This window comes from Tsukamurella sp. PLM1 (genome assembly GCF_023168325.1).
GTDB lineage: Bacteria > Actinomycetota > Actinomycetes > Mycobacteriales > Mycobacteriaceae > Tsukamurella.
In genome coordinates, this window is the sequence record NZ_AP025688.1 from 3255768 (window position 1) to 3279078 (window position 23311).

24 protein-coding genes and 4 pseudogenes are annotated in these 23311 nt (G+C 70.9%); 10 read left to right on the forward strand and 18 right to left on the reverse strand.

What is annotated here, in order from left to right:
• Positions 1–181: 181 nt before the first annotated feature.
• Entirely contained in the window at positions 182–850 is a 669-nt protein-coding gene (locus tag MTP03_RS16730) for a hypothetical protein (protein ID WP_248489190.1), read from the reverse strand.
• A 40-nt stretch (positions 851–890) separates the two neighbouring features.
• Here MTP03_RS16730 and MTP03_RS16735 point away from each other — a divergent pair, with 40 nt between their 5' ends.
• Together MTP03_RS16735 and MTP03_RS16740 are read left to right on the forward strand one after the other, a co-directional pair.
• Positions 891–1886, forward strand: a complete 996-nt coding sequence (locus MTP03_RS16735; RefSeq protein WP_248489191.1) for a diacylglycerol kinase family protein — start codon at positions 891–893, stop codon at positions 1884–1886.
• Positions 1887–2287: 401 nt separating this feature from the next.
• Positions 2288–2542 (forward strand): WhiB family transcriptional regulator, encoded by a 255-nt coding sequence (locus MTP03_RS16740; protein WP_248489192.1) that lies wholly within the window; start codon positions 2288–2290, stop codon positions 2540–2542.
• A 64-nt stretch (positions 2543–2606) separates the two neighbouring features.
• Here MTP03_RS16740 and MTP03_RS16745 read toward each other — a convergent pair.
• Positions 2607–4102, reverse strand: a pseudogene (locus MTP03_RS16745) (sensor histidine kinase).
• A gap of 84 nt (positions 4103–4186) precedes the next feature.
• Between MTP03_RS16745 and MTP03_RS23960 the strand changes: the two are divergent.
• Positions 4187–4261, forward strand: a complete 75-nt coding sequence (locus tag MTP03_RS23960) for a 50S ribosomal protein bL37 (RefSeq protein ID WP_371820987.1) — start codon at positions 4187–4189, stop codon at positions 4259–4261.
• A 96-nt stretch (positions 4262–4357) separates the two neighbouring features.
• On the opposite strand, the gene rsrA is transcribed toward MTP03_RS23960, so the two are convergent.
• From rsrA to MTP03_RS16770, 5 genes are all read right to left on the reverse strand, one after another.
• A complete protein-coding gene (gene rsrA, locus MTP03_RS16750; protein ID WP_231706929.1) occupies positions 4358–4585 on the reverse strand; it encodes a mycothiol system anti-sigma-R factor in 228 nt (75 codons plus the stop codon).
• Positions 4586–4635: 50 nt separating this feature from the next.
• Entirely contained in the window at positions 4636–5310 is a 675-nt protein-coding gene (locus MTP03_RS16755; RefSeq protein WP_248489193.1) for a sigma-70 family RNA polymerase sigma factor, read from the reverse strand.
• Between the two features lie 102 nt (positions 5311–5412).
• On the reverse strand, positions 5413–5880 hold the full coding sequence (locus MTP03_RS16760; protein WP_248489194.1) for a nitroreductase family deazaflavin-dependent oxidoreductase: 468 nt from the start codon (positions 5878–5880) through the stop codon (positions 5413–5415).
• Positions 5881–6019: 139 nt separating this feature from the next.
• On the reverse strand, positions 6020–6346 hold the full coding sequence (locus tag MTP03_RS16765) for a type II toxin-antitoxin system PemK/MazF family toxin (RefSeq protein ID WP_248489195.1): 327 nt from the start codon (positions 6344–6346) through the stop codon (positions 6020–6022).
• A complete protein-coding gene (locus MTP03_RS16770; RefSeq protein WP_248489196.1) occupies positions 6327–6560 on the reverse strand; it encodes a hypothetical protein in 234 nt (77 codons plus the stop codon). Before MTP03_RS16770 ends, MTP03_RS16765 begins: the two co-directional genes overlap by 20 nt.
• Before the next feature lie 99 nt (positions 6561–6659).
• Here MTP03_RS16770 and ybaK point away from each other — a divergent pair.
• Both ybaK and MTP03_RS16780 read left to right on the forward strand, forming a co-directional pair.
• Positions 6660–7146, forward strand: a pseudogene (ybaK, locus tag MTP03_RS16775) (Cys-tRNA(Pro) deacylase).
• 67 nt (positions 7147–7213) lie between these two features.
• Positions 7214–9330 (forward strand): annotated as a pseudogene (locus MTP03_RS16780) (SDR family oxidoreductase).
• A gap of 44 nt (positions 9331–9374) precedes the next feature.
• Here the strand turns inward: MTP03_RS16780 and MTP03_RS16785 are convergent.
• Positions 9375–10073 carry an AraC family transcriptional regulator gene (locus tag MTP03_RS16785; protein WP_248489197.1) on the reverse strand — a complete coding sequence of 233 codons (699 nt, stop codon included), beginning with the start codon at positions 10071–10073 and terminating at the stop codon, positions 9375–9377.
• 60 nt (positions 10074–10133) lie between these two features.
• Here MTP03_RS16785 and MTP03_RS16790 point away from each other — a divergent pair, with 60 nt between their 5' ends.
• Positions 10134–10610 (forward strand): VOC family protein, encoded by a 477-nt coding sequence (locus MTP03_RS16790; protein WP_248489198.1) that lies wholly within the window; start codon positions 10134–10136, stop codon positions 10608–10610.
• Entirely contained in the window at positions 10603–11955 is a 1353-nt protein-coding gene (locus MTP03_RS16795; RefSeq protein ID WP_248489199.1) for an NAD-dependent succinate-semialdehyde dehydrogenase, read from the forward strand. The genes MTP03_RS16790 and MTP03_RS16795 overlap by 8 nt, the downstream gene beginning before the upstream one ends.
• Here MTP03_RS16795 and MTP03_RS16800 read toward each other — a convergent pair.
• The 5 genes from MTP03_RS16800 to MTP03_RS16820 all read right to left on the reverse strand — a co-directional run bounded on the left by MTP03_RS16800 (position 11936) and on the right by MTP03_RS16820 (position 14692).
• Positions 11936–12190, reverse strand: coding sequence for a hypothetical protein (locus MTP03_RS16800; protein WP_248489200.1), 255 nt, complete (start codon positions 12188–12190; stop codon positions 11936–11938). The genes MTP03_RS16795 and MTP03_RS16800 overlap by 20 nt on opposite strands.
• A complete protein-coding gene (locus MTP03_RS16805) occupies positions 12187–12522 on the reverse strand; it encodes a hypothetical protein (protein ID WP_248489201.1) in 336 nt (111 codons plus the stop codon). Before MTP03_RS16805 ends, MTP03_RS16800 begins: the two co-directional genes overlap by 4 nt.
• A gap of 64 nt (positions 12523–12586) precedes the next feature.
• Positions 12587–13345 carry an SOS response-associated peptidase gene (locus tag MTP03_RS16810; protein ID WP_248489202.1) on the reverse strand — a complete coding sequence of 253 codons (759 nt, stop codon included), beginning with the start codon at positions 13343–13345 and terminating at the stop codon, positions 12587–12589.
• 9 nt (positions 13346–13354) lie between these two features.
• Positions 13355–13807: a redox-sensitive transcriptional activator SoxR gene (gene soxR / locus MTP03_RS16815; protein ID WP_248489203.1), complete on the reverse strand. Its 453-nt coding sequence runs from the start codon at positions 13805–13807 to the stop codon at positions 13355–13357.
• A 33-nt stretch (positions 13808–13840) separates the two neighbouring features.
• Positions 13841–14692, reverse strand: a complete 852-nt coding sequence (locus MTP03_RS16820) for a hypothetical protein (protein ID WP_248489204.1) — start codon at positions 14690–14692, stop codon at positions 13841–13843.
• Positions 14693–14764: 72 nt separating this feature from the next.
• Here MTP03_RS16820 and aroA point away from each other — a divergent pair, with 72 nt between their 5' ends.
• Complete coding sequence (gene aroA / locus MTP03_RS16825; protein ID WP_248489205.1) at positions 14765–16066, forward strand: 3-phosphoshikimate 1-carboxyvinyltransferase; 1302 nt, start codon at positions 14765–14767, stop codon at positions 16064–16066.
• A pseudogene (gene rsgA / locus MTP03_RS16830) lies at positions 16059–17049 on the forward strand (ribosome small subunit-dependent GTPase A). Before aroA ends, rsgA begins: the two are co-directional and overlap by 8 nt.
• 1 nt (position 17050) lies before the next feature.
• Here the strand turns inward: rsgA and msrA are convergent.
• From msrA to MTP03_RS23150, 5 genes are all read right to left on the reverse strand, one after another.
• Positions 17051–17587 (reverse strand): peptide-methionine (S)-S-oxide reductase MsrA, encoded by a 537-nt coding sequence (msrA, locus tag MTP03_RS16835; protein WP_248489206.1) that lies wholly within the window; start codon positions 17585–17587, stop codon positions 17051–17053.
• 44 nt (positions 17588–17631) lie between these two features.
• Positions 17632–18564 carry a metal-dependent hydrolase gene (locus MTP03_RS16840; RefSeq protein ID WP_248489207.1) on the reverse strand — a complete coding sequence of 311 codons (933 nt, stop codon included), beginning with the start codon at positions 18562–18564 and terminating at the stop codon, positions 17632–17634.
• A 98-nt stretch (positions 18565–18662) separates the two neighbouring features.
• Positions 18663–20033, reverse strand: a complete 1371-nt coding sequence (locus tag MTP03_RS16845) for an NADP oxidoreductase (protein WP_248489208.1) — start codon at positions 20031–20033, stop codon at positions 18663–18665.
• Positions 20034–20108: 75 nt separating this feature from the next.
• A complete protein-coding gene (locus tag MTP03_RS16850) occupies positions 20109–20819 on the reverse strand; it encodes a CdaR family transcriptional regulator (RefSeq protein WP_248489209.1) in 711 nt (236 codons plus the stop codon).
• Positions 20756–21670, reverse strand: coding sequence for a PucR family transcriptional regulator ligand-binding domain-containing protein (locus tag MTP03_RS23150; RefSeq protein WP_305852763.1), 915 nt, complete (start codon positions 21668–21670; stop codon positions 20756–20758). The genes MTP03_RS16850 and MTP03_RS23150 overlap by 64 nt, the downstream gene beginning before the upstream one ends.
• 81 nt (positions 21671–21751) lie before the next feature.
• Here MTP03_RS23150 and MTP03_RS16860 point away from each other — a divergent pair, with 81 nt between their 5' ends.
• Positions 21752–23281 (forward strand): CoA-acylating methylmalonate-semialdehyde dehydrogenase, encoded by a 1530-nt coding sequence (locus MTP03_RS16860; RefSeq protein WP_248489210.1) that lies wholly within the window; start codon positions 21752–21754, stop codon positions 23279–23281.
• Positions 23282–23311: the final 30 nt, after the last annotated feature.

The window sequence follows — 23311 nt, forward strand, 5'->3', positions numbered from 1 at the left end:
GCCGCGAGCGGACACCGGCTCCCGGCGGGGGAATCGGCGCCGCGTGGGGGACGGACGAGCCCCTCCTGAGAGGACGACGCAGGACCGGGGAGCGAACGCCCGGTTCGCCTTTCGGCGCGGCGCGGGGGACGAACGCGGCGTCGGTCCGGAAGCGCGCTTGACGCCAGATCGCTCTGACGCCCTACGCCCGCGCGATGCTCCGGTCGACCCGATTGTTCGCCCCGATGCCATCGCCGCCTCCGCCATCGGCCGCCCTTGCCGCCGCCGCGGCGCGTGACCGCATCCAACGGGGTGGACCGCCACCGCTACGTCCGCCACGGGGCCACTCACAGGGACGCCGGAATTCCAGCCCGGTGAGCCACGCACTTTCGGCGCGCCGGTCGGCGCGGTCAGTCGCGGCGGTACTCCCCTCCAGCCACGCCACCGTCGGCGGGCTGAACATCAGCGCGAGCACGATCACCGCCGGCACGAGCAGCGGATAGCCCAGGAGCGGTGAGCTCTGCGCGAACGCACCGCTCACGCCGGTGAAGCCCAGCAGCAGGTTCGTCAGCACACCCACGGTGCGGCCCCAGCGCTGCCCGCGGAGCAGGGCGATCCCGCCGGCCAGGACCGCGGCGCCGATCGGGATCATCCAGAACGCGAGGCCGTACGCGCCGGTGCGGGTGTCCGCGGAGTCCGTCAGGCCGCGCACCAGCTCGACGATGCCGAGCACGAGCGCCGCGAGGCCCTCCACCGCCACCAGCACACCGGCGACGCGGACGGTGACGGGCGCCGCGGTACGAGTGGCGCCGGAGCGCGCGGTGCGGGATCGGGTGGCGCGGGCGCGGCCCTCGCCGTTGGTGGAAGTCACGACACCAGGGTATCGGGGCGGCCTGGGTACGCTGACCGGTGTGCGCGCGCTGCTGATCGTCAACCCCAATGCCACCAACATCACCCCGGCCGGCCGGGACCTGGTGGCGATGGCGCTGGCCTCGGCCCTCGACGTGACGCTGGTGCAGACCGAACAGCGCGGTCACGCGGCGGAACTCGCCGCGGCCGCGCGGGCTGACGGCACCGACCTGGTGATCGTGCACGGCGGCGACGGGACGGTCAACGAGGTGGTCTGCGGCATCCTCGGCCGTGAGGGCCTGCCCGACGGTCCGCCGCCCGTCCCGGCCGACGAACTGCCCGCCGTCGCCGTGATCCCCGGCGGCAGCGCCAACGTCTTCGCGCGCTCCCTCGCGGTGCCGCGCAAGCCCGACGAGGCCACCGTCCACCTCACAGACCTGCTGGCGCGGCGCAGCTTCCGCACCATCGGCCTGGGCTGCGCCGACGAGCGCTACTTCCTGTTCAACGCCGGGATGGGCGTGGATGCCGAGGTGATCGCGAACATGGAGGCGCTGCGCGCGAAGGGCAGGGCCGCCACCTCCTCGCGGTACGTCCGCACGTCCATCTGCACGTTCTTCGCCGCCGCGCGGCGGGAGCCACGGCTCACCGTCCACCTGCCCGGTGAGGAGCGCGGCACCTGGCAGGACGTCGACGGCGTGCACTTCGCGTTCGTCTCCAACGCCAGCCCGTGGACGTTCCTGAACAACCGCGCCGTGTTCACCAACCCCGGCACCGACTACGGCACGGGTCTGGGCGTGTTCGCGTCCCGCTCGATGCGCACGATCCCGAACCTCATGCTGGTCCGGCAGATGCTCTCGGCGCGCCGCACCAAGGGCCCGACGGTGCGCCACGTCGTCCGGCACGACGACCTCCCGGAACTGCGGGTGAGCAGCGACGCACCAGTGCCGGCGCAGGTCGACGGCGATCATCTGGGCGATCGCACCGAACTCCGGTTCTGGTATTCGCCGGAGCGGATCCGCGTGGTCGCAGACCTTCCGCCGCTACCGCGGGTGCGCTGAACGCTCCGCGCGGGCGGGGCACCGTCGGACTGCGCCACCGGCGGCCGAGGGCACTCCCCACAGACTCCACGTGACCCGATCGCGGCACCCGATTGACGGGTTCGTCACCCGACGCCGGAAAACCGTTGCAAACCCCCAGCGTGTGAGGTTATTCTTGCGGGCACGCCGCCGGACCGCCGGGAGTGTAGTACACACTGACGAGGCAGGATCGCACCGCCCCCGCTGTGAGATCCCCCACCTCTGAGCCGGAATCTATTGACTCTCGTCGGGAACGTGGAAATATTCATGACGTAACAACGCGGAAACAGTTCGGTTCTCTCTGCGTTAACAGCCTGGAAATTCGGTGCCCGATAGGCACCTGCGATGAGCGCGCCCGCGGGCGCCTGAAGGAGTGTACTGACATGGATTGGCGCCATAAGGCCATCTGTCGCGACGAGGACCCCGAGCTGTTCTTCCCGGTGGGGAACAGCGGTCCGGCCATCGCGCAGATCGCGGACGCCAAGCTGGTCTGCAACCGCTGCCCCGTGACCGCCGATTGCCTCTCCTGGGCACTCGAGTCGGGTCAGGACGCCGGTGTGTGGGGCGGCATGAGCGAGGACGAGCGCCGCGCGCTCAAGCGTCGCAACGCGCGCACCCGTACGCGCACCGCTGTGTAACACGGATCTGCTGCGAAAGGGCCCGGTGGTTCCGCCACCGGGCCCTTTCGTGCGTCGGGCCCGGTCAGAGGGGCTGCAGCGGCACGCGCACCACGGCGTCGGTGCCGCCGTGGGCGCCCGGGCCGAGGCTCAGTTCGCCGCCGAGCTCGGACTTCACCAACGTCCGGACGATCTGCAGGCCCAGCCGGTCCGACGCCTCCATCGTGAAGCCGGACGGGAGCCCGGCACCGTCGTCGTGGATCGTGACGGCCAGGGTCCGCGTGGACCGGTGCGCCAGCAGTTCGACGGTGCCCTCGTCCCCCGGCCGGTAGGCGTGCTCGATCGCGTTCTGGATCAGCTCCGTGATCACCATGACCAGCGGCATCGCACGGTCCGCGTCGAGCAGGCCCACGTCGCCGCGCCGCACGACGGTGACCGTGGCGGCGCCGGGGGCCGGCGCCACGTCGGCCATGATCGGGATCAGCCGGTCGATCACCCCGTCGATGTCCACGTGCTCGTCGACGCTCATCGACAGCGTCTCGTGCACCAGCGCGATCGACGCCACGCGGCGCACCGATTCGTACAGGGCCCGCTTGGCCTCGTCGTTGCGGGTGCGCCGGGCCTGCAACCGCAGCAGCGCCGAGACCGACTGCAGGTTGTTCTTCACCCGGTGGTGGATCTCGCGGATCGTCGCGTCCTTGGAGATCAGCGCCCGGTCGCGGCGTTTGAGCTCGGTGACGTCGCGCAGCAGCACCGCCGCGCCCGCGAGCCGGCCGCCCGGATGGAGTCCGAGGACCCGGAGCACCACGGTGACCCCGCCCTTGGTCAGCTCGATCCGCGAACCCTCGCCGCGGGAGAGGGCACCGTCGAGCGCCGTGGCGAGGTCCTCGGACTCGAAACTGTCCCCCACCAGCTCGGCCGTGAGCTCCGCGAGGTCGCTGCCCTCGAGGTCGGTGGGCGCGCCCATGCGACGGTACGCCGACTGCGCGTTGGGGCTCGCGAAGACCACGCGGCCCTGTGGGTCGAGCCGGATGAACCCGTCGCCCGCGCGCGGCGCGGCCTCGCCGGTGGGCAGTTCCTCCGCCTCCGGGAAGGTGCCCTCCGCGACCATCGTGCACAGGTCGTCCGCGCACTCGGAGTACGCCACCTCGAGCGGGCTCGGCGTGCGCGGGTGCGTGACGTTGAAATCGCGGGTCAGCACGGCGATCACCGCGCCGCTCGACGGGACGGGCACCGCCTCGCGGCGCACCCGGGCCGGCCCGGTCCACGCCGGGGCCACACCCTTGACCACGTTCGCGCCCTCGAAGGCGGCGTGCAGCGTGGGGCCTCCCAGGGCTGCACCACCACCCCGACACCGTCGGAGTCGTAGACGGTCGGCGTGGTGTTGGGCCGGCACTGCGCGATGCAGATGTACGCGGGCTCGGCCGAGTCGCCCTCGGGGTCCTCGCGCACCCACAACCGCAGGTCCGCGAACGACAGGTCGGCCAGCAGCTGCCACTCGCCGGCGATCCGCTGCAGGCGCCGCGCCGCGCGTCCGGGGAGGTCGGTGTGGATCGCCAGGAGGTCGGCGAGGGAGGCCATGGGATACGCCTTTTGTCGTCGTCGGTGCCGTCGTGAAACAATAGCCGGTACTGCGAAGAGGCTTCGGACAGGAAGGAGACCGCCATGGGCAAGCGTGGACGTAAGAAGCGTGGGCGCAAGAAGAACGCCGCCAACCACGGCAAGCGCCCGAACTCCTGACCTGTCAGGTTTCATGTGACTTGCGCACGAGGGCCCGTCGACATCGAATGTCGACGGCCCTCGTCCTGTCCGTCCGGCCGCGGCCGGGCGCGGTGGCTACTCGCTGCGGTAGCGCACCTCGGTGTGCCGGATGCTGATGGTGAGGCGCTCGCGCAGCCCCTCCGGCGCGCGCTCGCCGCCGCACTTGCGGTTCACGAGCGACTTGATCTGCTGCTCGATCCCGTAGTGCGACAGGCACTGCGAGCAGCCGTCGATGTGCGCCTTGAGCCGCTCCTTGGCCTCCGAGTCGCACTCGTTGTCCAGGAGCAACCAGATGTCGGCCATCACGGCGGAGCAGTCGAGCTCCAGGTCCGGGTTGCCGTCCGACGAGTACGTCACTTCGTATCCTCCTGCTCGGCGGAGCCCGCGGCACCGTCGGATTCCTGCCCCCGGAGGAAGCCGCGCTCGCGCGCGACGCCCTCGAGCTCGGCGCGAAGCTGCCGCCGGCCGCGGTGCAGCCGCGACATCACCGTGCCGATGGGGGTACCCATGATCTCGGCGATCTCCTTGTAGGGGAATCCCTCCACGTCGGCGTAGTACACCGCCATACGGAACTCCTCCGGGAGCTTCGCGAGAGCCTGCTTGATCTCGTCGTCGGGCAGTGCGTCCAGCGCCTCGATCTCCGCGGAGCGCAGGCCGGTGGAGCTGTGCTCCGCCGTGGCCGCGAGCTGCCAGTCGGTGATCTCGTCGGTGGGGTACTGCGCGGGCTGCCGCTGCTTCTTGCGGTAGCCGTTGATGTAGGTGTTGGTGAGGATGCGGTACATCCACGCCTTGAGGTTGGTGCCCTTCTTGAAGCTACGGAAAGCGCTGTAGGCCTTGACGTACGTCTCCTGAACCAGGTCCTCCGCGTCGGCCGGGTTGCGGGTCATCCGCAGCGCCGCGCCGTACAGCTGATCGAGCAGCGGCAGCGCGTCGGCTTCGAACCGGGCCGTGAGCTGCTCCTCGGTCTCGGCCACCTCGTCGGTGGTCGAGTCCAACTCCGCTAGGTCCGCGATGTCCCGGTCCGTCATACCGTCGAAGGTTACCGGTCGCTCGAGGACCGCTACTCCGCTACCTGCACTCACGGTCTCTGCAACAGCGCGGAATGTCGGGTTGTTCCCGGGACGATCCGATCAGTGCAGTGACAGACGGACCATGGGCAGGCCGTCCACCGGGTGCCCGACGGCCTGCTCGATCGCGCCGCGCAGCCGGTCCCAGGCGAACGGATGCTCCGTGCGGTACCGGTCCAGCACCTCATCGGACGCCGCCCGGTCCAGCAGTTCGGCGCGCGCCCGCCGTTCGTTCTTCCCGACGGTGACCCGGCACTCCGGGTGCGCGCGCAGGTTGCGGTACCACTGCGCGGTCTCCCCGAAGCCGCTGCAGACCACGATCGTGTCGGCGTCCCGCTCGATCACCTCGAGGACCACGTACCGCGGCTGTCCCGATGTCCGGCCGATGTGCTCGACCATCACCATGCGCGGCCCCAGCAGCGCGCCGAGCCCGTGCTGATACAGCCAGATCGGCGCCCGCACCAGCCTGCGCGTCCGCAGCGCCCGCGCCGCCAGCGCGTTCGGGGTCAGGTTCTCCAGGATCCGTCCCATGATCCGACGGTACGCCCGGGATCAACGGCGAGGGTCGGCACCTCGGCGTGCCGACCGGCCCTCCCGCGGTGGTTTCCCCGGTACCCCGGTTTGCACCAGGGGTGAGGAGTCGGGAACGTCCGCGGGAACAGACACCGGATCAGCGAAGGTCGAAGATCGTCGTGAGCGCCGCGTCGACGGCGCGCAACTCATCGAACGTCAGGTGCCCCACTACCTCGCCCAATCGCGCGACGTCGACCGCCGCGGTCTGTTCCACCATCACGAGAGTCTCCGTGCCGCCGAACGTGATCGCGGGGCGGAACGAGGCCCGTCTCGCAGACGTCGACGTCGGCGAAACGAGCCAGGTCGACTGCTCCGCGAAGTCGTCCGACTGCACGACCACCGCGTACCGCCTTCCCGCTTGCTCGTGCCCCCGAACACCCCGCGGCGCCTTCAGCCGATGAATGTCACCACGCACGGATCGCATCCATGTCTTCTCGGATGCGCGCGAGCTCCGCTCGATCCTCGGGATCCGCGGCGAGTTCGGCCACCTCAGCGCGCAAGCGCTCGCGCCGGCGGCGGTCGGCGGCGGCGATCAGCGCATCGCGGATCGCCGCCGATACCGAGGAGCCGTCCTCAACGAGCTCATCGAGCGCGCGCCGGGCCTCCTCGTCAGGACGGAACGTGATCGATGCTGTCATGCATTCATGATACTCCGCGTGAGTAGACCTGTCTTACACATCGCCTTACGCCCCGGGACCGCGGCGTCCCGTGGACCGTCGGGATGGTTGACTGGACCGATGGGCAAGAAGGGCGGCGCGGCCACGCCGGCGATCGCGGCACTACAGGCCGCGGGGATCGAGTTCGCCGTGCACGAGTACGCGCACGACCCGCGGGCGGAGTCGTTCGGAGGCGAGGCGGCGCAGGCGCTGGGGCACGCCCCGGCGCGGGTGTTCAAGACGCTGGTCATCACCGACGGGAAGAATCTGGCCGTGGCGATCGTCCCCACCTCCGGCAAGCTCAGCCTCAAGGCGGCGGGTGCCGCGCTGGGCCTGCACCGCCCGGCGATGGCGGATCCCGCCGACGTGCGGCGCGTGACCGGCTACGTGCTCGGCGGCGTGTCCCCGCTGGGGCAGCGCAAGCGCCTGCCCACCGCGATCGACGAGTCGGCGCTCGGCTTCCCGACCGTCTTCTGCTCCGCCGGCCGGAGGGCTCGAAATCGAACTGGCGCCCGCGGACCTCGTCGCGGTGACGTCCGCAGTGGTGGCGCCGCTGGCCGCGCCGTGATAGTGAAGTGATGAGCGGCTCTCGCCACCGGTTTGGCGGCTGCCGCGGAGGAAAGTAGGTTCGTGGTATGGCCAGCTACTTCGTCACGGGCGGGACGGGCTTCATCGGCCGTGCCGTCGTGGCGCGACTCGCGGCCGCGGACCGCGAGGGCACGATCTACCTACTGGTGCGCGACGCCTCACTCCCCCGGTTCGAACGGGTCATCGCCGACCTGGGTCACGAACTGGCCCCGCAGGTGGTTCCCGTGGCGGGTGACATCACCGTGTCGGGTCTCGGAATCACGCCCGGCGACCTGCCCGAGCACATCGACCACGTGATCCACCTGGCCGCCGTGTACGACATGGAGGCGCCGGAGGACCTGCAGCAGCTGAGCAACGTCGAGGGCACCCGCAACGTGCTCGCGCTGGCCCAGCGCCTCGGCGCCACGATGCACCACGTCTCGTCGCTGGCCGTCGCAGGCAACCACGAGGGCTGGTTCTCCGAGTCCGATTTCGACGTGGCCCAGTACTTCCCCACGCCGTACCACCGCACCAAGTACGAGGCCGAGCGGCTGGTGCGCGAGTCCTCCGTGCCGTGGCAGATCTACCGCCCCTCCATCGTGATGGGCGACTCGATGACGGGCGCGGCCGACAAGATCGACGGGCCGTACTACTTCTTCCCGTTCCTGCGGCTCATGGGCACCATCCCCCACCACCTGCACGTCCCCTTCGCCAACCTCGGCTACACCAACGTGGTGCCGGTGGACTTCGTGGCGTCGGCGATCGTCGCGCTCGTCACCGCACCCGCGACGCCGGGCACCGTCTACCACCTGGCCGACCCCAAGGGCCAGAGCATGGCCACGATCTACGAGGCGATCGCGCCCGCCTTCTCCGGTCCGAAGACGCTGCCGGTGCCCAGCGCGCCGCTCGGCGAGTTCGCGGCGCGGATCGGCCGGCGGAACGAGCTGCGCGCGCTGCGCGATACCGTGGCCCGCCAGCTGGGGATCCCGCCGTCGATCCTGGACCACCCGTTCTACAACACCCGCTTCGATTCGCGCGCCACGCACGAGGTACTCGACCGGCTCGGGGTCGCGTTGCCGAACCTGAAGTCGTACGGCCCCAGGCTGTTCCGCTACTGGGCCGAGCACCTCGATCCGTCGCGCAACCGTCGCGACGATCCGCGGGCCCCCTCGTGGGCAAGCACATCCTGCTCACCGGCGGTTCCTCCGGGATCGGCCGGGAGGCGGCGAAGCAGGCCGTGCAGAAGGGGGCGAACGTCTTCATCGTCGCCCGCAAACCGGAGGACCTGGCCGACGCCGTCCTGCAGATCGAGGCCGAGCCCGGGCTGCCGGGCGTACCCAAGGGCATCGTCCGCGCCTACCAGTGCGATGTGACCGACCCGGAGTCGGTGCGCACCACCGTCGCGCAGATCCTGGCCGAGCACGGGCACGTGGACGTGCTGGTCAACAGCGCCGGCCGGTCGATCCGCCGGGCCACCATCAACTCGGTGGACCGCGCGCACGACTACCAGCGCACGATGGCCGTCAACTACTTCGGCGCCGTGTACCTGATCCTGGAACTGTTGCCGCACATGATCTCCCGCAAGTCCGGGCACGTGGTCAACGTGTCGTCGATCGGGGTCCAGGTGCGCGGACCGCGGTTCGCGGCGTACGTGGCGTCGAAGTCGGCACTGGAGGCGTTCAGCGACATCACCGCGGCCGAGACCATGTCGGACCACGTGACGTTCACGAACATCCACATGCCGCTCACCCGGACCCGGATGATCGAACCCACCGAGGGCTACGACAACGCGATGGCGCTGTCGGTGGAGAAGGCCGGCCAGATCGTGGTGCGCGCCATCGTGGAGCGGCCGCGCCGCATCGACACCCCGCTCGGCACGCTGGCCCAGTTCGGGCAGTTCCTCTCGCCGCGTATCGCCGCCGCGGCGCAGCACCAGGGCTACCTGTTGTTCCCCGAGTCCGCCGCCGCCGAGGGCCGCGACGCCGACGGTGCCGACATCGTGCCGCCCGTCGAGGTGGACGTCGCCGAGGTGGACACACCCCGCGGCCGGCTCGCGGCCACCAAGGACCTGTCCAAGGACATCTCCACCGCCGCGGTGAGCCCACTGTTCGGCATCTCCGGCGACCAGGGCCTGCGGCGCCTCGCCCGCAAGACCCTCAACCGCCTGCCCGGCATCAACTGGTAAGGCTCACGCTCCGTTCTGTGCACCGTTGATCAACTCACACTTGATCAACGGTGCACACGTTCCGGGGCGAACAACACCCGCGGGGTGCTCCCCGTCAAAACGCGCACCTCGCGAGTCAGGTGGGCCTGATCCGCGTAGCCCGACGATGCGGCAACCTCACCGAGCGCGCCTCCCGCGCGGATCCGGCGTGCCGCCCGCTGGAATCGCTGGATCCGAGCGAGGGTCTTCGGGCCGTACCCGAACGACCGCAGGGCCAGACGATGCAGTGCCCGCTCCCCCAGGCCCACTTCGCTCGCCGCCTCGCCGACGGTGCGCCCCTCCTGGAGCCGTGCGGCGATGACGTCGATCCGCGGATCGAGGTCGACGCCGTCGAGGAGTGCGGCCGCGAGGTCCTCCGGTTCGGCGGAATGCGTGATCCTCCTCTGCGGCAGGACGTCCGAGAGATCGACCCGGAGACCGGTCAGCTCGTCCGCGGCGATCCCCAACAGCTGCGGCAGCAGGCCGGATGGGAACCGCAGACCGTCATAGGGTGCCCCCTCGTGCCCGGGGACCCGCGCCGCCACGGCATCCGGACCGGCGACGATCGCGCGGCCGTCGATGACGATGACGTCCATGCAGCCGTCGGGCAGGATCAGGGCCGGCCCGGCGGACCCGACGGTGCGCCACCGCACCGCACCGGGGATCGCGGAGCGCCACTCGCGGTACAGCAGCGCCGGGCGCGGAGCGAGCGGGCCGGATTCCACACCTCGAGTATGTCCGAAACGTTCAAGACGCGCCCGGCTGCGGCGGATACCGTTGCGCCCATGACTGATCGACTGCGTTTCGACGCCATCGGCATGGTGACCGAGAACTTGCCCGCCGCACTGGATTTCTACCGCCGACTCGGGCTCGACATCCCCTCGGTCGCGGAGGACGAGCCGCACGTGGAGGCACAGCTACCCGGTGGGATGCGGCTGATGTGGGACTCGGTCGAGGTGATCCGCTCGATGGAGCCCGGCTGGGTCAAGCAGCCCGGCCAGAACGCGACGCTGTGTGTGAAGTGCGCGTCGCCCGCGGTCGTCGACGAGGTGCACGCGGAGCTCGTCGCCGCCGGCAGTCCGAGCGCGATGGAGCCTTTCGACGCGCCGTGGGGACAGCGGTACGCGGGGTGCTCGACCCGGACGGCTACCAGGTGCAGCTCTTCGCCTGGCAGTAGCCGCCGACCGGCAGCGCCGCGCGGCCGATCTCCCTATCGTGGAGTGCACCGAACCGCCCTACCGAGGAGCACGCGCGATGGCTGACATCCAGTACGCAGTGACCGATCCCGCCACCGGCGAGGTCGTGCAGACCTACCCCACCGCCGAGCCCGCCGAGATCGAGGCGGCGCTGGACGCGGCCGCCCGCGCCGCGCGGAGCTGGGCCCGCACCACCACCGTCGCCGAGCGCGCGGCGCTGGTGCGCCGGGTGGCGGAACTGCACACCGAGCGGCGCGAGATGCTGGCCCGGATCATCCAGCGGGAGATGGGCAAACCGCTCGAGGACGCGCTCGGCGAGGTGGACTTCGCCGCCGCGATCTACACCTACTACGCCGACAACGGCGAGCGCCTGCTCGCGGACCAGCCCGTGGAGCTGCTCGAGGGCGACGGCTCCGCCGTGGTCCGCCGCTCCCCCATCGGCGTGCTGTTCGGGATCATGCCGTGGAACTTCCCCTACTACCAGGTGGCGCGGTTCGCCGGACCGAACCTGGTGGCGGGCAACACGATCCTGCTCAAGCACGCGCCGCAGTGCCCCGAATCGGCCGAGGCGATCGCGCTGCTGTTCACCGAGGCGGGATTCCCGCCCGGGGCGTACGTGAACATCCGCGCGACCAACGATCAGGCTGCGGAGATCATCGCCGACCCGCGCGTGGCCGCCGTCTCGCTCACCGGCTCCGAGCGGGCCGGCGCGGCCGTGGCGGAGGTCGCGGGCCGCAACCTCAAGAAGTGCGTGCTCGAGCTCGGCGGGTCCGACCCGTTCGTCCTCCTCTCGACCGACGACCTCGCCGCCACCGTGGACTCGGCGGTGGCCGCACGCCTCGACAACACCGGGCAGTCCTGCAACGCCGCGAAGCGCTTCATCGTGGCCGACGACCTGTACGACGAGTTCCTCGCCGCCTTCACCGAGAAGCTGCTGGCCGCGAGCGAGGGCATCGCACCGCTCTCGTCCGAGCGGGCCGCGATCACCCTGGAGCGCCAGGTGAACGAGGCCGTGGAGGCCGGCGCGCACGTCGCCACGCTGGGCCGGCGCGACGGTGCCTTCTACCCGCCGTCCGTGCTCACCGGGGTGACCGAGGGGAACCCGGCGTTCCGCCAGGAGCTGTTCGGTCCCGTCGCCACCGTCTACCGCGTGGCGGGCGAGGCCGAGGCGGTCGCGCTGGCCAACGACACCCCGTTCGGCCTCGGCTCCTACGTGTTCACCACCGACGCGGAGCAGGCCGCGCGGGTGGCAGACGCACTGCAGGCGGGGATGGTGTTCGTCAACGGCGTTCTCGCCGAGGGCGCCGAGCTGCCCTTCGGCGGCGTCAAGCGGTCCGGGTTCGGTCGCGAGATGGGCCCGTTGGGCATCGAGGAGTTCCTCAACAAGAAGCTCATCCGCACGGTGAAGTAGGTCGACGGGGCGGTTCCGGCCCAGTCAAGCCAGGAGCCGCCCCTCCGCGACGTCGATCACCCACTGCGGCGTCTTCTTCCTCCTGGCGGTCGAGTTCGATCAGGATCTGGGCGCTGATCATGCGCTCTTCCTCCGATTGTCCCCGCAGGAAGAAGTCCGCCTCGTCACGCTCACGAGCACTGCGCTCGAGATCGGCCTCGTCACGCTCATTTGCACTCGGCTCGTAGTCCGTCATCTGGCGCCTCCCTTCCTGTTCTTCCGATTATTACCCGGCTGCCGACCCGCCGCTACGGCCCGAGCGATATCGCGGTCGCTGGCAGTGATCAACGGCGATCGAATCAGCTCCCGCATGACAATGCGACCCGTTACCCGGCTCTCGGGATTGCCGAGCCCAGCGGTGTGCTCGGCTGCCCACTGAAATCGCCGCCACCACTCGACTCTGGCTTCGTGCTCAGCCTTCAGTGCGCGGTCGGCGTGTTCGGACCGTTGCTTCTGCCAGAGCGTGCCGAGTACGCCACTGGCCGTCAAGACCGCCACAATCAGCATCACCCACTGCGGTGCCCCCATCGTTCCTCCCCCAAGGTTCGACTTCCGATACCCCGCAGGGTAGAACTCCGGTCCGACAAGTGCGCTAGAGCAGGCTCAGCTGGCCCGGCTCACTGCCCGGCTCGACGCGCTCGATCAGCTCGGGACCGGTGTTCGCGACGGCGTTGACCAGCGTGGACACCGGCCGGATCTCGATCCGCTCGGCCACGTCCAGAGCCGGAGGGGCGAGCAGGAGCGGGTCGGCGGCACCGTCGGGATTCAGCCACTCGTCGAAGACGTCGGGCGTGAGCACGAGCGGCATCCGGTCGTGCACCTCGCGCAGCGGACCGACCGCGTCGGTCGTGAGCACGGTCGCCGACAGGACGGGCGGCACGTCGAGCCCCGCGCCGGCCGGGCGCCACACCGACCACAGGCCCGCCATGTACATCCGCGTGCCGTCCCGCGGCGTCATGTACAGCGGCTGCTTGCGCGGCTTCTTCACGTCCGGCTCCAGGACCTGCCACTCGTACCAGCCGTCCATCGGGATCAGGCAGCGCTTGGACTTGATCGCGTTCCGGAACGCCGGCTTCTCCGCGACCGATTCGGCCCGGGCGTTGAACAGCGGCGGCCCGCTCAGCGTCTTCTGCCACGACGGCAGCAGGCCCCAACGCATGCCGCGCAGCCGGCGGGTGGGAGCATCGTCGGGCTGCTCACGCGAGTGTCGCGCGACGACGGCGACGATGTTCGTGGTGGGTGCGACGTTGTAGCCGGGCACGTCCAGCGCAGTGCCCTCGGTCTCGTCCTCGGCGTCGATCTCCGCCGCCAGCAGCGCCGGGTCCGTGGTGACCGCATACCGTCCGCACATGTCCCCAGGCTACGACTCGAAGCTGTCGAACACGCGTCGCGGGCCGACACCGGTGGTGGCGAGGGCGTCGTGCGGGTTCGCCAGTGCGCAGGAGGCCATCGAGAGGCAGCCGCAACCGATGCAGTCGGTGAGGTTGTCGCGCAGGCGGGTGAGCTCGTCGATGCGGTGCGAGAGGTCGTCGTGCCAATACCGCGACAGCCGCTCCCAGTCCTTCTTCGTGGGCGTGCGGCCGTCGGGCAGCGTGGCGAGGGCCTCGCGGATCGTCGCGAGCGGGATGCCGACTCGGTGACTGATCCGGATGAACGCCACGCGCCGCAGCATCTCGCGCGGGTACCGCCGCTGGTTCCCCGCGGTACGACGCGCGGTGATCAGCCCCTCGCGCTCGTAGAAGTGCAACGCGGACACCGCGACACCGCTACGCGCGGCGAGCTGGCCGACGCTGAACTCCCGGGTGGATTCCACACCCGGGAGACTACCTGAACGTTAGTTCAGAGATCAGCGCGGCTTGGCCGCCGACGACGGTGCCGGCTTCGCGGACGACGAGGCGGGCTTGGCGGCGCCGGACGCCGCAGGCTTGGCCGACGGTGCGCCGGGCTTCGCCGACGGTGCGCCGGGCTTCGCCGACGCCGGCGCCGGCGCGGCCGCCGCGGGCTCCGGCGGGTTCTTCAGGATGGCGATCTGCACGCCGAGGAGGTCGACGGCCAGCTGGTCGTCCGCACCGACGAAGGGCGCGGGCTCACGCGACTCGCGGCCGCCGCGCAGCGACATCGTGACGCCGTTGACCACCGCGGTGTACTGGCGGGACTGCAGGTACTGGGTCTGGTTGCCGCGCTTGGTCTTCTGCGTGAACTCCAGCCCGAGACCGTCGGACGCGCCGGTGACCGCGATCGACCGCACGGCGACCTCGCTGGTGACACCGTTCTTGGTGGCCTTGAACGTGGCGCACTTGGGCAGCGCGGCGCGCTGCGGCGCGACGTCGATCGCGAACTTGGACACCACCATCGACCAGGTGACTCCGCGCACGGAGCCGTTGGTCTGCGCGGTGTCCGTGCCCTTGGGGATGGGCAGGCCCGCGTAGAGCACCTTGCACTCCGCCGGCTCCACCTTGGCCGAATTGAGCGACGCCCAGGCCGCGTTCCAGCCCGCCGACGCGCCGGACAGGACGGCGCCGCCGAAGTTCATCGAATCGGGCAGGTTGCCGGAACCGATCACAAGCTCGCCCGCCTTGTTCTTGGGCGGCTCCGCCGGCTTCGGATCGGCCGACGCGGCCGGTGCGAGGAGGCCGGCGGCGGTCGCCAGCGCGGCGACGGTCGTGGCGACGCCCACGGACAGAGAAGTGCGCTTCATCGAGATCTCCCGGCGGTGTGAAGAACCTGAGGTTTCCGACCAGCAAGGTAGCACGGCGCTCAGGGCACCCTCATGTGCAAGGATGGCCGCGTGGAGCAAATCGAGCTGTGGCCTGCGCCCTTCGCCGACGCGCCGGTGACCGGAACCGTCGCCCTGCCCGGCTCGAAATCGATCACCAATCGTGCGTACGTCCTTGCGGCACAAGCTCCGTCGACCTCCACGCTGACCAACGCGCTGCGCAGCCGCGACGCCGATCTGATGGCCGATGGCCTGCGCACTCTCGGCACCGATGTGAAGTTCGTAACCGACACCACGGTTGCCGTGACGGGCGGCCCGCTCCACGGTGGCAGCGTGGACTGCGGCCTAGCCGGCACCGTTATGCGCTTCCTCCCCTCGCTCGCGGCGGGGGCGCGCGGCACCGTCGAATTCGACGGTGACCCGCAGGCCCGGGCCCGGCCGCTGGGCACCGTCCTGGATGCGCTGCGCGGCCTCGGCGCCCGGATCGACGGCGACGGACTGCCGCTCACCGTGCACGGCGAGGGACCGATCCGCGGCGGCGCGGTGACGATCGACGCCTCCGCCAGCTCGCAGTTCGTCTCCGGGCTGCTGCTGAGCGCTCCCGGCTTCGCCGAGGGCGTCACGGTGCATCACGACGGGAAGCCCGTCCCCTCGATGCCGCACATCGAGATGACCGTCGCGATGCTGCGGGCCGCGGGCGCCGAGGTGGACACCTCGCGGCCGAACTCCTGGACCGTGGCGCCCGGAGGGCTCCGCGCCCACGACTGGACCGTGGAGCCCGACCTGTCCAACGCCACCGTCTTCCTCGCCGCCGCGGCCCTGACCGGCGGCGCCGTCACCGTGCCGCACTGGGATCCGGACTCGACCCAGCCGGGCGTGCAGTTCGCCGGGATCCTCACCGAGATGGGCGCGGAGGTCTCGTACGCCGACGGCGCGATCACCGCCCGCGGCACCGGCGGACTGCGCGGCGTGGACTGGGACCTGCGCGACATCGGTGAGCTCACGCCCACCGTCGCCGCGCTCGCCGCGCTCGCCGACTCGCCGTCGCACCTGCGCGGCATCGCCCACCTGCGCGGGCACGAGACCGACCGGCTGGCCGCCCTCACCGCCGAGATCACCGCGCTGGGCGGACGGTGCGCGGAGACCGAGGACGGACTGCACATCGAGCCCGCGACGCTGCACGGCGGCATCTGGCACAGCTACGCCGACCACCGGATGGCCACAGCGGGTGCCATTCTCGGCCTCGCGGTGCCCGGTGTACAGGTCGAGGACATCGCCACCACGGCGAAGACCATGCCCGATTTCCCCGCCCTGTGGAACTCGCTCCTCGGCGGCGAATCAGCGAGCCTTGGGTAAGCGCGAGTACGACGAGAGCGATGTCCGGGTGCGCCCGGGCAAGAGCAGTCGGCCGCGCACCAAGAACCGACCGGACCACAGCGCCGCCGCCACCGCCATGGTCGTCTCGGTCGACCGGGGCCGCTGGGGCTGCGCGCTCGACGGTGACCCCGAGCGCGTCATCACCGCCATGCGGGCTCGCGAGCTCGGCCGGACCCCGATCGTGGTGGGCGATCACGTGGGCGTCGTCGGCGACCTGACGGGGCGCAAGGACACCCTGGCGCGGATCGTGCGGGTCGACGAGCGGTCGACGGTGCTGCGGCGCACCGCCGACGACACCGACCCGTACGAACGGATCGTGGTCGCCAACGCGGAGCAGCTGCTGATCGTGACCGCGCTCGCCGATCCCCGCCCCGCACCGGCTTCGTCGAGCGCACCCTCATCGCCGCATACGCGGGCGGCCTGACGCCGGTGCTGTGCCTGACCAAGGGCGACCTCGCCGACGCGGAGGAGTTCACCGCCGCGTTCGCCGACCTCGACCTGCAGGTGATCGCCGCCGGCCGCGGCGATCCGCTCGACGAGGCCCACGACCTGCTGACCGGCCGCGTCACGGCGCTGATCGGGCACAGCGGGGTGGGCAAGTCGACACTGGTCAACCGGCTCGTGCCCGATGCGAACCGGGCCACCGGCGTGGTCTCCGGCGTGGGCAAGGGCCGGCACACCTCGACGCAGTCGGTGGCGCTGTGGCTACCCGCCGGCGGGTGGGTCGTGGACACCCCGGGCATCCGCAGCTTCGGCCTCGCGCACATCTCCACCGACGACGTGGTCGCCGCGTTCCCCGACCTCGCCGTGGCCGTCGAGGACTGCCCGCGCGGCTGCGGACACCTGGGGCCGCCCGCGGACCCGGAGTGCGCCCTCGACCGACTGGAGGGGACGGCGCACCGTCGGGCGATGGCGGTCCGGGCCTGCTGACCGACCTGACCGCCGCCCCCGACTGGGCCTGAGCTACGCCTGCGCGCGCTTGGGGAGCTTCCAGCCCGGACGCGGGAAGTGGCAGGTGTAGCCGTCGGGGAACTTCTCCAGGTAGTCCTGGTGCTCCGGCTCGGCCTGCCAGAACGGGCCCGCCGGCTCGATCGTGGTGACCGCCTTCCCCGGCCACAGGCCGGAGGCGTCGATGTCGGCGATGGTGTCGCGCGCGGTGTCCCGCTGCGCGTCGCTGAGCGGGAAGATCGCCGAGCGATAGCTCGAGCCGACGTCGTTGCCCTGCCGGTCCTTCGTGGACGGGTCGTGGATCTGGAAGAAGAACTCGAGGATCGCGCGGTAGTCGGTCTTCGTGGGGTCGAAGACGATCTCCACCGCCTCGGCGTGGCCCGGGTGGTTGCGGTACGTGGCGTGGTCGTTGCCGCCGCCCGTGTAGCCGACGCGCGTCGCGAGCACGCCCGGCTGCTTGCGGATCAGGTCCTGCATGCCCCAGAAACAACCGCCCGCGAGGACCGCCGTCTCCGTGCCGGGGGTGGTGGTGATGGTGCCGGTATCCGTCATGCGCAGTCCCTTCCTCCGGGAGAGCGATGCTCCCGCAGCTCGATTCAACAACCTCCGCAGCCCCACGATTCCGACGGTACTCGCCGTTGGGCGCTCAGGGTGCCGGAGCCGCGGACGGCCGGGGAACTCGCGAGGTAGGCGACGGCCTGATCGGTGGAGCCGATGGTCTCCGGGTCGAACCGCGGATCGAAGTAGAGCAGTGTGAACCACACGACCGAGCGGATCGGCGGCACGAGTCCCTTGCGCCCCGCGCGCATGTACTCCCACAGGAATCGCGGGAGGTGCATCCGCCGCCCGGTGCTCGCGCGCTCGACGAACCTCGCCGCGCGCGGGAAGAACGTGAGCATGAAGAACACGACGGTCAGCATCGCGCGGCAGCGGTGCAGATAACTGGGGTCGAAGTACATCGCCACGTCGTGCGCCACCGACCGGTGCTCCACCTCCTCCGCCCCGTGCCAGCGGCAGATGTCGGCCATCGCCGGATCGATCTCGAACTCGTCCCAGCGGCTGTTGAGCACGAACACCCCGAGGATCGCCGTGTAGTGCTCGATGGCGGCGATCAGCCACAGCCGCTCGACCATGTCGTTGTATCGCGCCTTGTTCGAGCGGTACGTCCGGGGCCCGAGCATGTGCCGGAACGCGAACTCCATCTGCCGCACGAACGGCCCCGTGTCCACCCCCTGCCGCTCGAGGTACTCGGTGACCGCTGTGTCGTGCGACGCCGCGTGCATCGCCTCCTGCCCGATGAACCCGCGCACGGTGCGCGCGAGCTCCTCGTCCTTGATGGAGGGCAGCGCCTCGGTGAAGGCCTCGCAGAACCACCGCTCACCTTCGGGCAGTACCAGGTGCAGCACGCCCGCGATCCCCATGCTGGCGAACGGCTCCCCGGTGATCCACTCGAGCGGCGTGGCCGACCAGTCGAACGTCACGTCCCGTGCGTGCAGCTCCAGGGACTCCTGATTCTTCGCTCCGGTCATCGCGGCCTCCATCATTCCTACATGAGAGAATAATGACGACCTTCTATCATTTGCTTCGCGGTGTCAAGGGTCGGGGCCGGTGATGGAACCCGGCTGCGTCACTCCGCGGACGACGCCTGGGCCGCGTCGATCATCGCGTCGACGCTGGTCAGCTTCACGCGGGGACGATCGTCCTCCTGCGCGAGTGAGGTCTCGTGGGCGTCGATGGCCATCCAGCCGTCGTACTCGACCAGGTTCGGAACCCGCTCGACGATGAGCTTCTCCACCTGGGCACCGTCGAACTCGCTGCGGGTCAGCTTGCCCTCGGCGACGTCGGCGAGCAGGACCGAGACGGTGTCGCGCGCGCAGTCGCGGTTCGTCGGGATCACGCCCGACGGTCCGCGCTTGATCCAGCCGACCACGTAGTGGCCCGGCAGGGGCGCACCGTCGTACCCGACGATCCGGCTGTCGGCGTTGCGGAAGACGCCTCGCTCGGTGTCGAACGGGATGCCGGGGATCGGCGTGCCGTGGTATCCGACGGCATGGATGACCAGGCCCGCGTCGTGCTCGGCGACCTCACCGGTGGGTTGCGCCTCGACGGCGCCGTCCTCTCCCGCGACGAGTTCGTTGGTCGCCACGGACACCGACGAGACACGGCCGGCCCCGCCGATACCGACCACGGAGCGCAGGAACTTGAGCACGATCCGACGGTCCGCCCCGCTCGGCTCGAGCGCGGCGAGCTTGCGCAGCTGCTTGAGGTTGTTGCGCTCGACCGGCGGACGCGCCTTGTCGCGCTCCTTGTCCTCGGCGGGCACGTCGGCGGGGTCGACGACGACGTCGACGCCGGGCAGCTTGCCCAGCTCCGCGACCTCCGCCGGCGTGAACGCAGCCTGCTCGGCGCCGCGCCGGCCGAGGACGACGACCTCCCGCACTCTCGAATCCTTGAGCGCGGCGAGGGCGTGCTCGGCCATGTCGGTGCCCTCGAGCTTCTCCGTGCCGGTGACGAGGATCCGGGCCGCGTCGAGCGCGACGTTGCCGTTGCCGATGACCACGGCGCGCTCGACGCCCAGGTCGACGTCGAGGTCGCAGCGGTCGGGGTGCCCGTTGTACCAGCCCACGAAGTCGCTGGACGGGTGGTTGCCGGGGAGCCAGGCACCGTCGACCTCGAGACGGCGGCCGCCGGACGCGCCGATCGCGTAGATCACCGCGTCGTACCACTGGGCCAGCTCGGCGGCCTGGATGTCGGTGGCCACCTCGACGTTGCCGAAGTAACGGAAGTTCTCGTGCTGCGCCGTACGGTCGAAGATCTTCGTGACCGACTTGATCGCCGGATGGTCGGGCGCGACGCCGTAGCGGACCAGGCCGAACGGCGTGGGCAGCCGGTCGAACACGTCGACCTGCACCTCGACATCGTCCTGCTCCAACAGGTTGCCGGCGGCGAAGAACCCCGACGGCCCGGAACCCACGATCGCGACGCGCAACGGCTTCATCTACGGCACTCCCGACATCGACGACTCGCAACCTTCTTAGGCTGCCCAAAGTAGGAATTCTACGCCACCGCGCGGTCACGGTGACGCGGTCGCCGCCGCCGCGTCGCGGAACAGCAGTGCCGCGTGCAGCGAGGTCCGGGACTCGCCGTCGTCGAGATCGACGCCCAGCCGTTCCTGCAGGCCCGCGAGTCGCGCGTACAGCGTGGGCCGCGAGACGTGCAGCCGGCGCGCGAGTTCCGTCTTGTTCCCGGACGTCTCGAGGAACGCGCGGAGCAGTTCGAGGTTCCCCTCGGGTTCCGGCCCGTCCAGCACGCGGCGCAGCTCGACGGCCGCGAACGCACGCGTCCGCGGATCGTCGGCGAGCAGCGCGACGAGGCCGCGCAGCCGGGTGTCGGCGGCGCGGTGCACCCGCCCCTCGGCGTGCGGCATCGCCGCCACCACCGCCGCGACGTGCTCCGCGTCGGCCAGGCCCGACACCGCGTCGACGATGCGGCCGACGGCCGGCCCGGCCCCGATCGTCACCCCGCGCACCCCGCGCACCCGCCCGACCTCCGCGATCATCAACCGGCCGGCGTGGTCGACGGCGGCATCGGGGTCGACTCCGGCGCAGGCGATCACGGCGTCGACTCCGGTCCCGGTGACCGAGCTGATCGCGGTGAGCCGGGCTAGGCCCAGCGCGTGCCGCACCGCGTCGTGCACGTGGACCTTGCGCCGGCGGGTACTCAGCTCGTCGTGTCCGGACTCGACGTCGACGCCGACGCACACCGGCACGTAGAACCGCGCCACCTGCAAACCCAGGGTCCGGCCCGGGCCGACGCCGAGGCCTCGTCAGGGATGCGGCCGGTCCGCAGATCGTCCAGGAGGCCGTGCTGCGCCTGCTGCTCCAGCGCCGTGCGGTCCCGCTCGACCATCTCGCGCAGCGCCAGCGCCTGCGCCGTCCGCTCGAGCACCATCTCGACGCGGGTCGTCGGCTCGGCGAGCGGTGCCACCAGGCGGGCGAAGACATTGCCGTCCGCGCCGACCGACACTGCGACCCCGTCGGAACGCGACCGGGTCGGCCATCCTGCCAGGAGGTCGGCGGTCGGGTGGCCGTGCGCTGCGAGCGCGAGCACCCGGCGCGCGGTGTCCTCGAGCGCGACCGGGGTGCCGATGAGCTCCGCCGCCCCTGCAACGATCGCGTCGGCGTCGGCCCTGCGCATCGATAGTTCGGTGAACACCTGGTGGGCGTGCCGGGCGAACTCGACCTCGTCGAACTGGTCGGCGACGATCGCGCGGTGCACCTGCTCGGTGAGCGCGACGAACCGGATGCCCCGCCGCAGTCCGACGAGCGGCATGCCCGCCGCCTCCGCCGCGGCGATCGCGGCCGCCGGCATCCGCGGCAGCCGCGCGCTCAACTCCACCACCAACCCCACTGCGCCCGCCTCCGCGAGCGCTGCGCAGTAGCCACCGGGGTCGGCCGCCAGGGCGGGCCCCGTGGTGAGGATCAGCTCGCCGCCGGTCAGCAGCTCGGCGACCTCGGCGGCGTCGCCGACGTGCACCCAGCGCACCTGACGGTCCAGCCCCGCCGCCACGTGGACCTCGGGGTCTCCGGCCCGCACCACGGGCAGGGCGAGGATCTCCGCCACTGTCAGACTCATGTGACGAAGTGTAAAACCGGGTCGGCGATCGCTGACGGAATGTCGGGGATTCGACCCCCTCGCGGGCCCCACAGTGGATGCATGACCATCACCGAGATCACCACGACCACCATCGACCACTGGGTCGCCGGCGCCCCGTTTCCCGGCGCCTCCGGCGCGTACGCCCCCGTGACCAATCCCGCGACGGGCGCCGTCACCGGCCGCGTCGCTCTCGCCGACGTCGACGACACCCGCGCCGCGATCGCCGCCGCGAAGGACGCCTTCCCCGCGTGGCGCGACACGTCGCTCGCCAAGCGCACCACGATCATGTTCGCCTTCCGCGAGCTACTGAACGCCCGGCGCGACGAGCTGGCCGCGATCCTGACCTCCGAGCACGGCAAGGTGCACTCGGACGCGCTCGGCGAGGTGATGCGCGGCCAGGAGGTCGTCGAGTTCGCCTGCGGCATGAACCACCTGCTCAAGGGCACCATGAGCGAGAACGTCTCGACCATGGTCGACGTCGCCTCGATCCGGCAGCCGCTCGGCCCCGTCGCCGTGATCTCGCCGTTCAACTTCCCCGCGATGGTGCCGATGTGGTTCTTCCCCATCGCGATCATGGCCGGCAACACCGTGGTGCTCAAGCCCAGCGAGAAGGATCCGTCGGCCGCGCTGTGGATCGCCCGCACGCTGGCCGAGGCCGGCCTGCCCGACGGCGTGTTCAACGTGGTCCAGGGCGACAAGACCGCCGTCGACGAGCTGCTGGTCAACCCCGACATCAAGGCCGTCTCGTTCGTCGGCTCCACCCCGATCGCCGAGTACGTGTACCGGACCGGCACCGCCCACGGCAAGCGCGTGCAGGCACTGGGCGGCGCCAAGAACCACGCGATCGTGCTGCCCGACGCCGATCTGGACATCGCCGCCGACGCGATGGTCAACGCCGGCTTCGGCTCGGCCGGTGAGCGCTGCATGGCCGTCTCCGCGCTGGTCGCCGTGGGCGACATCGCCGATGAGCTGGTCGCCAAGATCGCCGAGCGCACCCGCGGCCTGGTGACCGGCGACGGCACCGGCTCCGCCGACATGGGCCCGCTGATCACCCGCGCGCACCGCGACAAGGTCGCCGCGTACATCGACGCCGGCGAGCAGGACGGCGCCACCGTGGTCGTGGACGGCCGGAACATCCGCCCCGCGGCCGGCGCCGACGCCGCCGACGTGGCCGAAGGCTTCTGGGTGGGCCCGACGCTGCTCGACCACGTGCGCACCGACATGAGTGTCTACACCGATGAGATCTTCGGCCCCGTTCTGTCGGTCCTGCGCGTGGATACCTACGAGGAGGGCATGCGGCTCATCGCAGACTGCCCGTACGGCAACGGCACCGCGATCTTCACCGCCGACGGCGGCGCGGCCCGCCGCTTCCAGAACGAGGTCGAGGTGGGCATGGTGGGCGTCAACGTCCCGATCCCCGTGCCGACGGCGTTCTTCTCGTTCGGCGGCTGGAAGGCCTCGCTGTTCGGCGACACCCACGCCTACGGCACCGAGGGCGTGAACTTCTTCACTCGCGGCAAGGTCGTCACCACCCGCTGGCAGGACCCCGCCAACCGCGGCATCGACCTCGGCTTCCCGCAGAACGTCTGACCCCCGAAACCCCGACGAGAGAAGGAGAAC

Excerpts from the sequence above, each read along its gene's own strand:
- MTP03_RS16765 (WP_248489195.1), bottom strand. The coding sequence starts at position 6,346 with ATGCGATCCGTGCGTGGTGACATTCATCGGCTGAAGGCGCCGCGGGGT.
- MTP03_RS16820 (WP_248489204.1), bottom strand. The coding sequence starts at position 14,692 with ATGAAGCGCACTTCTCTGTCCGTGGGCGTCGCCACGACCGTCGCCGCG.
- MTP03_RS16800 (WP_248489200.1), bottom strand. The coding sequence starts at position 12,190 with ATGACGGACTACGAGCCGAGTGCAAATGAGCGTGACGAGGCCGATCTC.
- MTP03_RS16810 (WP_248489202.1), bottom strand. The coding sequence starts at position 13,345 with ATGTGCGGACGGTATGCGGTCACCACGGACCCGGCGCTGCTGGCGGCG.
- MTP03_RS16760 (WP_248489194.1), bottom strand. The coding sequence starts at position 5,880 with ATGGGACGGATCCTGGAGAACCTGACCCCGAACGCGCTGGCGGCGCGG.
- MTP03_RS16860 (WP_248489210.1), top strand. The coding sequence starts at position 21,752 with ATGACCATCACCGAGATCACCACGACCACCATCGACCACTGGGTCGCC.
- MTP03_RS16755 (WP_248489193.1), bottom strand. The coding sequence starts at position 5,310 with ATGACGGACCGGGACATCGCGGACCTAGCGGAGTTGGACTCGACCACC.
- MTP03_RS16795 (WP_248489199.1), top strand. The coding sequence starts at position 10,603 with ATGGCTGACATCCAGTACGCAGTGACCGATCCCGCCACCGGCGAGGTC.
- MTP03_RS16790 (WP_248489198.1), top strand. The coding sequence starts at position 10,134 with ATGACTGATCGACTGCGTTTCGACGCCATCGGCATGGTGACCGAGAAC.
- MTP03_RS16845 (WP_248489208.1), bottom strand. The coding sequence starts at position 20,033 with ATGAAGCCGTTGCGCGTCGCGATCGTGGGTTCCGGGCCGTCGGGGTTC.
- MTP03_RS16770 (WP_248489196.1), bottom strand. The coding sequence starts at position 6,560 with ATGACAGCATCGATCACGTTCCGTCCTGACGAGGAGGCCCGGCGCGCG.
- MTP03_RS16805 (WP_248489201.1), bottom strand. The coding sequence starts at position 12,522 with ATGGGGGCACCGCAGTGGGTGATGCTGATTGTGGCGGTCTTGACGGCC.
- MTP03_RS16840 (WP_248489207.1), bottom strand. The coding sequence starts at position 18,564 with ATGACCGGAGCGAAGAATCAGGAGTCCCTGGAGCTGCACGCACGGGAC.
- MTP03_RS16740 (WP_248489192.1), top strand. The coding sequence starts at position 2,288 with ATGGATTGGCGCCATAAGGCCATCTGTCGCGACGAGGACCCCGAGCTG.
- aroA (WP_248489205.1), top strand. The coding sequence starts at position 14,765 with ATGTGCAAGGATGGCCGCGTGGAGCAAATCGAGCTGTGGCCTGCGCCC.
- rsrA (WP_231706929.1), bottom strand. The coding sequence starts at position 4,585 with ATGGCCGACATCTGGTTGCTCCTGGACAACGAGTGCGACTCGGAGGCC.
- msrA (WP_248489206.1), bottom strand. The coding sequence starts at position 17,587 with ATGACGGATACCGGCACCATCACCACCACCCCCGGCACGGAGACGGCG.
- MTP03_RS23150 (WP_305852763.1), bottom strand. The coding sequence starts at position 21,670 with ATGAGTCTGACAGTGGCGGAGATCCTCGCCCTGCCCGTGGTGCGGGCC.